Source organism: Clostridium sp. AM25-23AC (assembly GCF_003435125.1).
In the GTDB taxonomy this organism is placed as follows: domain Bacteria; phylum Bacillota; class Clostridia; order Lachnospirales; family Lachnospiraceae; genus Pilosibacter; species Pilosibacter fragilis.
On record NZ_QWGI01000047.1, the window covers coordinates 1,636 to 10,965 of the forward strand.

The following is a 9,330-nucleotide window of genomic DNA, read 5'->3' on the forward strand; positions in this document are numbered from 1 at the left end:
CAAACCTTCGGGTCATACTGGCCCGAAGTGGTAAAAAAAAGAGCAGGGCGGCAAGCCCCGCAACGGAAGCCTGCCGCCCTCGTCTTACTTTGCCACCAGCTCGGAAAGCTCCCGCAGCACCTTTGACACCTCGCCCCACAGCTTTTCATAGTCCCGCTTCAATCCGTCGATTTCCTCCGGGTACACGCCATAGGTGTGTGCGTGTACGGCGACCTGATTGAGATTGTTGGAACAGCGCCGTTGCAGAGAGATCAGCTCTTTTACGGGCGCAAGGTCGATGTGCAGGATATACCCATTCAGAGCCATTTTCCGTACATAAGCACCGGCGTTGGAAATGCCCACCTCAGCCATCCGTTCATGGATGGCTGCCAGCTCGTCCGGCGTTACCATGACGTGCAGATGGACATTCCGCTTGCGGTTCTCCATCAGCGTTCCAGCTCCCGGCCTTTCCGGCGCTCTTTGGGCTCCTTTACCTTGTCCAGCGGCTTTGCGTCCAGCTCCGGGGGCGTGGGTGGGATGGGCGTATTGTTGGGTACGCCGTCGATCATGTTGCAGTTCTGCTCCGTGGAGAGCTCGGCGGTTTTCAGATAGTTGTCTTTTTCGTGCATGGCGATCCTCCTTTATCGTTCCTCATGGTTTTGATGGCTCCGCTTCTGGCCGGGCTCCTTCAGGGGGTCCTGCCCTCTGGTTCCTTCTTTGAGCCGGGCGGTAATGGATGGGCGCACCCGGTCAGGATTGCCCGGTGCTGGTTTCAGTTCATAATCCTCCATCTGCTTTTCGGTCAGCGGCTTTGCGTAGGTCAGTTCGCCCCATGCCATCAGCCTGCCGTCTGCCACAGGACGCCGCCTGTCATCGTCGTAGTTGACAATGGAAAGAGGCTGGTTATCCGGCGGCTTCGGGTAAGTTCCTATGTCCACGGGCCGCTGGGTGGAATAATAGCGGTAAACGCCCTCCGGTCCCAGCTCGGTATGCTTGACCGCCGCATGGTAAAGCTGCTGATAGTCGTCCACCCGGCGGTCAAAGTCCCTCTGCGCCCACGCCTGACTGGTTCCATAGCGGCCCCAGTAGTAATCCCGATGGCCGTTTTCCCCCTCGGTAAACTGCCAGGTCACAAAGGGGCTCGGTGCTCCCGGATTATGCCCCAGCGCAAAGCCGTGTCCGGTTTCAAAGGTGGCAGCTTTCAAAATCACATATCCTTGTACTGTCTCCAAGAGATCCCTCCTTTCTGTGCCTCGGGCCAACATGACCCGAAGTGCTGGATGTTACGAAATAAGAGGGCAGACCGGGGAGGAATGTAATAAGATATTCCCACCCCGGAAACACCCTCAAAAAAGCCCGGAATGTCAAGCCTTTGGAGGCGGCAAATCGTAACAGCCGCCCGGCCTTTTCTCCCGCATTTTCCTCATGCGTTCCCGGCTTTTCCGGCGGTTCCCTTCGGCCTTGCAGGCGTCGGAACAGTAGGCTTGACGCCCCTCGGGCAAAAATGCCTTTCCGCAGACCGCACAGGCCCGCAGCTCCGGGGAGATGCCTTCCGTTGTCAGCGACGCTTGAAGCTCCGGGTTAAGGGGCAGGACAGCCTCACGGAAATAACGGCAGTACGCCCCTGTCCAGCACTTGTGCAGCATATAGCAGGCACAGTCAAGAGGAAGGCACAGGCCGCTTTCCCGGTCATAGTTGGCGCACATCCCCATGACAAGAGAACGGATTTTCTTCTTCTCGTCACGGGTCAGCTCCCGGGCGTCCATTTAAGACTTCGGGCCACGATGGCCCGAAGGGCGGGGCTCCACGATCAGCGCCCGGAACTTCTTCCGGCACTGTTTTTTCTTTCCTTTGCACTCCTTGTAGTAACGGCATCCCTTACAAGGGTCGTCATTGTCCCAGCCGGGGTGCGGTACTTCCTTCATCATTCGTTCAAAAGGGCTGCTTGTAAAATTCATTCTCATTCCTCCGTATCTTCCTCCCACGGCGGGGTATCTTCGTCCTCGGGTTCCTCTGCGATCTCCTCCAGCTCCCCGTCCTCATATTCGCAGTAATCATCCTCCAAATCCGGGGCCTCATGCTTCGGCTTGTAAATCTTGAAATAGTAACCAATTCCACCGCCGGCCAGCACCACCGCGCCAATCAGGAGCAGAGAGAGAAGGGGACTGTCCTTTTTCTCCGGCTCGGGTTCCGGTACTTCCTCCACCGGTTCGGTGGGCTTTGGCTCTGGCTCCGGGGTCACTTCTTTGGGCGGTTCCTTACCCTGTTCGGCAAGAGGCAGAAGATCGTCTGTGGTAACGGTATTGAGGAAATAGACGTTCTCGCTGGTTTTCTGTTTGTCGATCACCAGATAAAACACGCTCTCGTCTGCTGTGGTGATGGTGTAGAACTCCTTTCCATCCTCGTCGGTGGCGTTGTCCACCACGGTTCCCGTCCCGTCCGGGGTAAAGGGGTTCTGGGTTTCCGGCTCTGCTTCGGTTTCTGCCGGGGAGGGAGCTGTCTCCGGCTGCGGCTCGCTGCTCTGTGCGTAGGCCGGGACTGTAAAGATCAGGCAACACAAAAGGCTGGCAGCCATCGCCGCCAGCCTGCGAAATTTAGTTTTCTTCATGGGCTGTGTCCTCCTTTTCGGGTGCCTTCGGCTTCGGGTCAGCATGGCCCGAAGTGGTAAGGCTGTTTTTGGGGTCATTCAGAAAAGCCATCAGCTGGGCGGGTGTCAGTTTGAGGGAGCGCACCGCCTGCACGATCTGGCTGTTTTCTTCCTCCTGTTTCTGCTTTTCCAGCTCCCGGATTTTGGCCTGCCACTCGGCAGCCTTCTCCCGGGCTTTTTCCAGTTCCTTATCGAGCTTGTCGATCTTGTTCATGCAAGGACTCCTTTCCTCTGGCTCACAAACGCCCGAAGGCATAGAAATGTGTTTGCCAGTAGCTTGAATTGATGTTTGCGTATTGGATGGGCGACCCACAATGGAGCATCATCCCGTCGCCCACATAAATCCCGACATGGGACACAGGGCCGGGGCTGTCATAGGTTCCCGTGAAAAAGATAATATCGCCGGGCTTTGCCTCGGAGGGAGAAATGATGGCACACTGGTTATAAATGCCCTGCGCCGTGGTACGGGGCAGGTTGTGGACGCCGCTGGCCGTGTACACCCAGCAGACAAAGCCCGAACAGTCAAAGGAGGTGGACGGGCTGGAGCCGCCCCACACATAGGGCCAGCCGATGTATTTTGTGGCTTCTTCCATGAGCGCCGCAAAAGCCGGGTCATCCAGCGCCTCGCCGGGTATCTCATAGCTGGGGCCGGTATCTTCACCGCCGTTGTAAATCCCTTCCCACAGATAGGGTTTGTTGCCTTTGAGCTGCTGCATAACGATGTAGATTTCCCGCTGCTGTTCGTTAAGCCTCGGCAGGATCACGGCGGGCAGCGTTTTGTTTGTGAGGGTCACATTGAGAATGTAATACTCATAGGGGACTTCCTCGGTGGTGGTTTCCCCGGTCTCCGGGTCAGTGCTGGTTTCGGTGCGGTAGCGTATCTCGACTTCCTCCGTCAAGGTCAGCTCATACTGTGCCTCGAAGATTTCCCGCAGTTCGTCCTGCACCTGTTCCCGGAAATACACATGGTACTTTGCCGAGAGATAGGACGCCAGCTCATAGGGGTTATGGCCGATCTCGTCCACGGAATAGCGGTACTCGTCATAGCCGGGATGGGTGCTTTCGATGTTCGCTACCGTCTGCGCCAGCTCGTTTTCCAGTGCCGTGTAGTCCTCGTCCACCCCCAGCAGGTCCGTATCCTCCGAGGCGTAGGAGGTGCCGGATAACGCATTGGCAAGGCCGCTGCCAAGCGTGGGAAAGATAGAGCTTACCGCCGACACAAGAAAACAGAGCAGCAACAGCAGGAGCAGGACCAGCACCGCCACGGGATGACGGGTCACAAACTGCGCCGCCCGACGGGTCGCAGTTCCCGAAGCGGCAGCGGTTTTCTTTGCGGCCTTTGCGCCCTGTTTTGCAGCCGCCTTTGCTTCTTTGGAATACCGGCGTTTCAGTTTCCATTTCTGCTGCACACGGGAAAGCGGATTGCTGGCAAGCTCCGGGTGCTCGGAGGCCATCTTTTGAAAATCCACATTGGCCCGGGCTTTTATGTCCTTCCGTTCCCATTTTGCCACCTTCCGGGCCGGGTGCTCCTGCCAGCGGCGTTTGGCATACCGGGTCAGTTTCCGGGCTCCGGCCTCGGCCACAAGTTCCGACTTATGGGCTCCTTCCACACCCACATTTTCATGCTCAACTTCGTGAATTTTGTTGTGGAGATAAAACCACGCTTCGGTGCGGGTTCCCCGGACAGCTTTCTTCGCAAGCCCCGGCGGTTTCTTCGCTGCCCGTTTTGCCTCGGTCTTGTCCAGTTTCTCCCGAGCCTTTCCCAGCTTTTCCCCGGCGTGTTCCGCTTTTGCCTGTGCTTTCTGGTACTTATCCTTTTTGCTCCCGGCCTTCTCGGCAGAGCCCTCCGGCTCCTGTGCCTTGCCGGTATCCTGCGGCCCGCCCGCTTCATCCTCCTTCCTCATGCGGTCAGAGGGACGGCTTTTCCGGCTGTCCTCTTGAAACTTGCCGCTTTTGGACTTCGGGCCATCATGGCCCGAAGGGCTGTCCTGTCCGGTATCCTCGTCCTCAAACCGCAGGCGTCGGGATGGTGCGGGGGAAGGCCCTTCCCGTTCAGCCGGTCCGGGGCGATTGCCCCCGGTATCCTCCGTCGGCCCCGGCCTCTGAAAATTCCGTTTGTCCGGTTTCTTTCCGATGACGTATCCCTCCTTTCCAAACCTCGGGCCAACATGGCCCGAAGTGTGTTATGCCCGGTTCATTTCCTGTTTTTTGTCCTCCGGGCGGGTGGTCATAATGGCGTACAGCTCGGTATTCTGCGGGAAGCGGTCAACAAACGGGATGGTGGTATTCCCGAAGAACAGCAGCCCTTCGCCGGAATTGGTATGGGTCACATAGGAAAGCTGGTGGGGGCTGATCCCAAGCTGTTTGGCTAAAATCTGCCGGTCCCCCTGTGCCTGCGAGAGCAGCACAAGGAAGTCCGAGTTTTCAAAGATGTTCTCAATCTCCGGGCTTGCCAGAAAATCCTTTACGTTCTGCGTTAAAGCACTCGGAACGCACCCTTTTTTTCGCAGCATTTTCCAGATCGCCACACAATAGCTTGCCGTCAGCCGGTCGCGGAGCAGCACATGGAACTCGTCGAAGTAGCACCATGTAGCGATACCACGCAGGAAATTCATGGACACCTGCGAGTTTACCAAGTCCTGCATAATGAGCATGGCAATCGTCCGAAGCCCGGCCCCCAGCTTTTTTAAGTCAAGGCATACCAGACGGCGGTTCAAGTCCACATTGGTTTCATGGTTGAATACGTTAAGGGAACCCGACACATAAATTTCAAGGGCAGTTGCCAGCCGTGCCGCCTCGCCCTCCGGCTGGGAACAGAGCAGGTCATACAGGGTTTGGAGGGTCGGCATTTTGCTTGTTTCCGGGTCCTGCAAGTGTTCCCGGTACATCTGGCGTACACAGCGGTCAATGACGGTCCGCTCCACCGGCTGCAAGCCATCCTTGCCGCCGACGATCAGCTCCATCAGCGACAGGATAAAGTCGGCTTTCAGCGCCATCGGGTTTTCCTCGTCAAAGCTCAGGTCAATGTCCATCGGGTTGATGTGGTGGGGGCTGTCCGGGGCGATCTCGATGACCTGTCCGCCCAGCCGCTTGATAAGGGGCGAGTATTCGCCCATCGGGTCCACCACAATGATCCGGTCACGGGTGGCAAGGAACACGTTCACAAGCTCTCGCTTTGCGGCAAAGGATTTGCCGGAGCCCGGCACGCCGAGGAACAGGCCGTTGGGGTTTTTGAGCTTTTTCCGGTTTGCCATGATGACGTTATGGGAAAGTGCGTTGAGCCCGTAATAGACGGCTTCGCCATCCATGCGGAGCTCCTGCGTCATAAAGGGAACGAAAATGGCCGTGGAGCTGGTCGTCATGCCACGCTTGATCTCAATGCCGTTATGACCCAGCGGAAGGCTGGAAAGAAAACCGTCCTCCTGCTGGAAGTCCAGCCGCTTCAAGGTGCAGTTGTATTTCTGGACGATACCCGACACCGTGAACAGGTCATTGTCCAGCTCCCGGCGGGTCGGGGCCATGTTTACCACAAGGAAGGTCAGCAGGAACATTCTTTCATTCCGGCTCTGTAAATCTTCCAGAAGGGTCTTTGCGTCGTTGCTGTACGTTACAAGGTCGGGCGGAAGTATGTCCATGTCGTACCCTGACCGAGCTGCCTTCTTTTGTTCCTCCACCTTCATCTTGTCAATGTCGGAGACTTTGGCCTTGATAGATTTTACGGCGGCGGCCTGATCGACGGTTTGGATATGGAGAGTGATGGTCATTTCCGCGTCCATTTCCAAAAGCTCCGCCAGCAGCTTGTCCGAGAGCTCCGAGGCCAAAATCTGCAAGTAGGAGGCAGCGCCCCAAGTCGTCCCCACCCGGAACAGACGGCTGAAACGGAAATCGAAGCTGTCCGGGGCGATAAAGTCTTTGGTGGAAAGCCCGGTTTTGGGGATCATATCCCATGAAAACCGGAAGGGGGAGCCGCTGCCGGGGTGGAGTTGCCCGTGAAGAAGCTCCAGCCGTTCCAGCCCCGAAAGGGAACGGCACTTGACGCCCAGCTTTTTGAAGTTCCCGCAAATGTCCGCCTCTACACGTTCCAGCCTTGCCCTGGCGGTGGAAAGGTCGTCCACATTCACGCCGAAGGTCAGGAGCTTTGTGCGGACAATGCCGTTGTTGCTTTTGGCGATCTGGTTTTCCAGCATTTCCACATACTCACACCGGACGCTGTTGTAATCATCGTCCTGCATGGGGATGTTCACGCTGTACCGGCTGCCCGGGCGGCTCCGGTGGTTGAGGAAGGAAAGCTGGAACGGAAGGCTGCTGTCAAAGTAGTTGAGGCAGGCGCTCCACCCGTCAAAGATGGCTGCCTGATCTTCGGACTGTGCGAGCTGGTAGTTGATGTCCTCGTATTCAATGGTTTTGGTGTAATAGCGGTCCGCTACCCGGCACACCCCGTCCCGGTACATTTCCCGGTAAGGGAGGGTCTGCTGGGCGGTGGTGGGAATGTTCTTTCCTTTCGTGAACAGGCCGGTAAGGCCCTGCTTTTCAGGCTTTCTGCCTGCGGGCTTTCCGGCCCTTCTGCTGTTTCGCAATCGGCTGCGCCTCCTTTCTGGCGCTAAGCAGCGCATAGAAGTTTTCGGTTTTGTAAGGCCGCACACGGGGATAGAGGAACCGGGTGCGGATGATGTTTTTCAGCACTTTTTCCAGCGGCAGACCGTCTCGTTCATACATAGCCAGAAAGAAGAACGGGAGCATGAGGCCGATCATCAGGAACATGGCGGCACTGTTCCCGATACTGCCACGGGAAAACAGGTAAGCCGGGAGGCCCACCGCCGCCGCGCTGAAAAAACAAACAAGCTGGCGCTTCGTTAGGTTGAAGGCCAGCTTTGTCTTGATTTTGGAAAGGTCTTTTGGTACTGGCACATAGGCCATTTTGGTACACCTCCTTTATTGCTTCGGGCCAGCATGACCCGAGGTTATCTTGCGGCCTCTTTGGCCGGGGCTGTGCTGCGGGCAGCTTCGGCGGCCTCTCGTCCGCTCTGCCTTGCCCGCCAGTATTCGGGGTGATACTGCCGGATGGACTGATTGAGTTTTTCTTCAAACTGTCCTTTGTCCTTAATGCGGTCAGGGATTTTCCACAGCTTTTTGTCCAGCAGCTCCCGGAGCACTACGCTTTCCTGTGCGTCCTCCTCATAGCAGATATAGCCCTTGTCCTTGAAGCCGCATTTTTTGGCCGCTGGGGAGAGAACGGCGGCTACCTCGTTTGCCACCATCGTTCCGCCATGGCTGGCGGTAGATACCAGAAACACCCCCGGACAGAGGGTTTCACAATTCTGCACCTCGCCCCACGGGGAGCTTTTCGGCGCATGGAACATTCCGCCCGTCCGGCTCCGGTCCGCCTGCATGAGCGCCGCCTTTTCCAAGATGGCTTTCAGTTCTGGGGAAAAATAGGCATATTCCCGAAGAACACGGGCAGCCTCCCCGCCGCAGGCGTTCATCAACAGGGTATAGGCGTCGCTGTCCGCTTTGGTACAGCGGCCCAGCAGTTTTCCGTCGTAATAGCAGGCCGCGTCATAGCCCGTCCGTTTGCGTGGCATGGTTCCCGCCTCCTTTCTGCTTCGTGCCAGCATGGCCCGAGGTCAACGCTCTGCGCTGCGGCTGGGCTTTTCCTTCGGAGGCCGCTCTGCCTTTGCCTGTTCGGCAGCCGCTTTTCCGGCTTTGAGCTGGTCGCTGATGGACGCACGCCCCACAGAGCCGCGCTCCGCCATCTGTTCCAGCTTTGCCTCATAGGCTTGCAGAACAGCAGTATTGAGCTGTTCCCGGAACTCCTTTGTGACAGGGTAGGCCATATCCCGATAGCCGCCTTTGCCGTCCGGCTGGCTGGGCATCCCAAGAAAGAGGCCCTTGCTGCCCTGTACGATTTTCAGATTTTCCACCACAAAGCAGTCATTGAATTTCACGCTGGCAAAGCCCATCAGATTTTTCACAGGTTCGATGACCCGCACGCTTACATCCAGCTTCAACGGTGCGGCCGGGGTGGTGTTTGCAACCTTTTCCTGCATGGTTTCCTCCTTTCCGGCGGGAACAAGGTTCCCGTCCTTGTAGTCATAGCCTTCCGCCCGGAGTGCCGCCAGCATGTCCGCCGATACGCACCCGGACAGTTTCAGATCGGTTTCCACCATAAAGCGCATGGTGTCTGCTTTAGAAAATTCTTCGGGGAGCTTTCCATAGAAAGCCGGGTGCGGCTGTCCGTCCGCACCCTGTTTGTAACGCCGAGGCATACCGCCTCCTTTCCGCTTCGGGTCAGCATGGCCCGAAGTCTCTTAATGGCAGCCGAAGATGGATTTTGCAAGACTGCCTGTTTTGAATAAGGTAAAACACAGCAGCACCGTATATCCCACGCAGCCCCAGATCGCCCCGATGGGGTCGCCGTCGGTGGCGATACTCTGGATCAGCACCGCATAGATGGCGACACAGACTAAGATCAATAGACCTTGAAAGCCCACCGCAAAGAGGGAGCGGAAATAGTTCTGCCCCATGTGTCCGGTTTCCCTGTTGGGGACGGTGGCAAACGGGATAGGCGCTAAACTTGTGAGTAAATAAATTTCAATCATACGGCCATATACGATAACGAAAATCACGATGTTTAAGGCAATCATGGTAAGCTGGATCAGGAAGGACTGGAGCCAGAGTCCGAACAGAGGGCCTAACTCCATCGC

Annotated in this window: 13 protein-coding genes; all 13 read right to left on the reverse strand. The window is 56.9% G+C overall.

Annotation, left to right across the window (positions count from 1 at the left end):
* Positions 1 to 84 precede the first annotated feature (84 nt).
* Positions 85 to 426 (reverse strand): plasmid mobilization relaxosome protein MobC, encoded by a 342-nt coding sequence (gene mobC, locus DW677_RS16800; RefSeq protein ID WP_117567870.1) that lies wholly within the window; start codon positions 424 to 426, stop codon positions 85 to 87.
* The gene (locus DW677_RS16805) at positions 426 to 608 is read right to left on the reverse strand and encodes a DUF4316 domain-containing protein (protein WP_003500078.1); all 183 of its coding nucleotides are present in this window, start codon (positions 606 to 608) and stop codon (positions 426 to 428) included. The genes mobC and DW677_RS16805 overlap by 1 nt, the downstream gene beginning before the upstream one ends.
* A gap of 12 nt (positions 609 to 620) precedes the next feature.
* Positions 621 to 1,211 (reverse strand): hypothetical protein, encoded by a 591-nt coding sequence (locus DW677_RS16810; protein ID WP_242992220.1) that lies wholly within the window; start codon positions 1,209 to 1,211, stop codon positions 621 to 623.
* A gap of 132 nt (positions 1,212 to 1,343) precedes the next feature.
* On the reverse strand, positions 1,344 to 1,745 hold the full coding sequence (locus DW677_RS16815) for a cysteine-rich VLP protein (protein ID WP_055303329.1): 402 nt from the start codon (positions 1,743 to 1,745) through the stop codon (positions 1,344 to 1,346).
* Positions 1,746 to 1,943 (reverse strand): hypothetical protein, encoded by a 198-nt coding sequence (locus DW677_RS16820; RefSeq protein ID WP_005927616.1) that lies wholly within the window; start codon positions 1,941 to 1,943, stop codon positions 1,746 to 1,748. It lies immediately after the preceding gene.
* Complete coding sequence (locus DW677_RS16825) at positions 1,940 to 2,587, reverse strand: DUF4366 domain-containing protein (protein WP_117567872.1); 648 nt, start codon at positions 2,585 to 2,587, stop codon at positions 1,940 to 1,942. The genes DW677_RS16820 and DW677_RS16825 overlap by 4 nt, the downstream gene beginning before the upstream one ends.
* On the reverse strand, positions 2,574 to 2,840 hold the full coding sequence (locus DW677_RS16830) for a DUF4315 family protein (RefSeq protein ID WP_117567873.1): 267 nt from the start codon (positions 2,838 to 2,840) through the stop codon (positions 2,574 to 2,576). Before DW677_RS16830 ends, DW677_RS16825 begins: the two co-directional genes overlap by 14 nt.
* Positions 2,841 to 2,862: 22 nt before the next feature.
* A complete protein-coding gene (locus DW677_RS16835; RefSeq protein ID WP_117567874.1) occupies positions 2,863 to 4,530 on the reverse strand; it encodes a C40 family peptidase in 1,668 nt (555 codons plus the stop codon).
* Between the two features lie 279 nt (positions 4,531 to 4,809).
* Positions 4,810 to 7,077, reverse strand: coding sequence for a VirB4-like conjugal transfer ATPase, CD1110 family (locus DW677_RS16845; RefSeq protein WP_117567876.1), 2,268 nt, complete (start codon positions 7,075 to 7,077; stop codon positions 4,810 to 4,812).
* 79 nt (positions 7,078 to 7,156) lie between these two features.
* Positions 7,157 to 7,543 carry a PrgI family protein gene (locus DW677_RS16850; protein ID WP_117567875.1) on the reverse strand — a complete coding sequence of 129 codons (387 nt, stop codon included), beginning with the start codon at positions 7,541 to 7,543 and terminating at the stop codon, positions 7,157 to 7,159.
* 44 nt (positions 7,544 to 7,587) lie between these two features.
* Positions 7,588 to 8,241: a hypothetical protein gene (locus DW677_RS16855; protein ID WP_015567065.1), complete on the reverse strand. Its 654-nt coding sequence runs from the start codon at positions 8,239 to 8,241 to the stop codon at positions 7,588 to 7,590.
* 9 nt (positions 8,242 to 8,250) lie between these two features.
* Positions 8,251 to 8,892 carry a septation protein SpoVG family protein gene (locus DW677_RS16860; RefSeq protein ID WP_181968390.1) on the reverse strand — a complete coding sequence of 214 codons (642 nt, stop codon included), beginning with the start codon at positions 8,890 to 8,892 and terminating at the stop codon, positions 8,251 to 8,253.
* Between the two features lie 42 nt (positions 8,893 to 8,934).
* The coding region (locus tag DW677_RS16865) for a VirB6/TrbL-like conjugal transfer protein, CD1112 family (RefSeq protein WP_242992223.1) at positions 8,935 to 9,330 on the reverse strand (396 nt) is incomplete at its 5' end.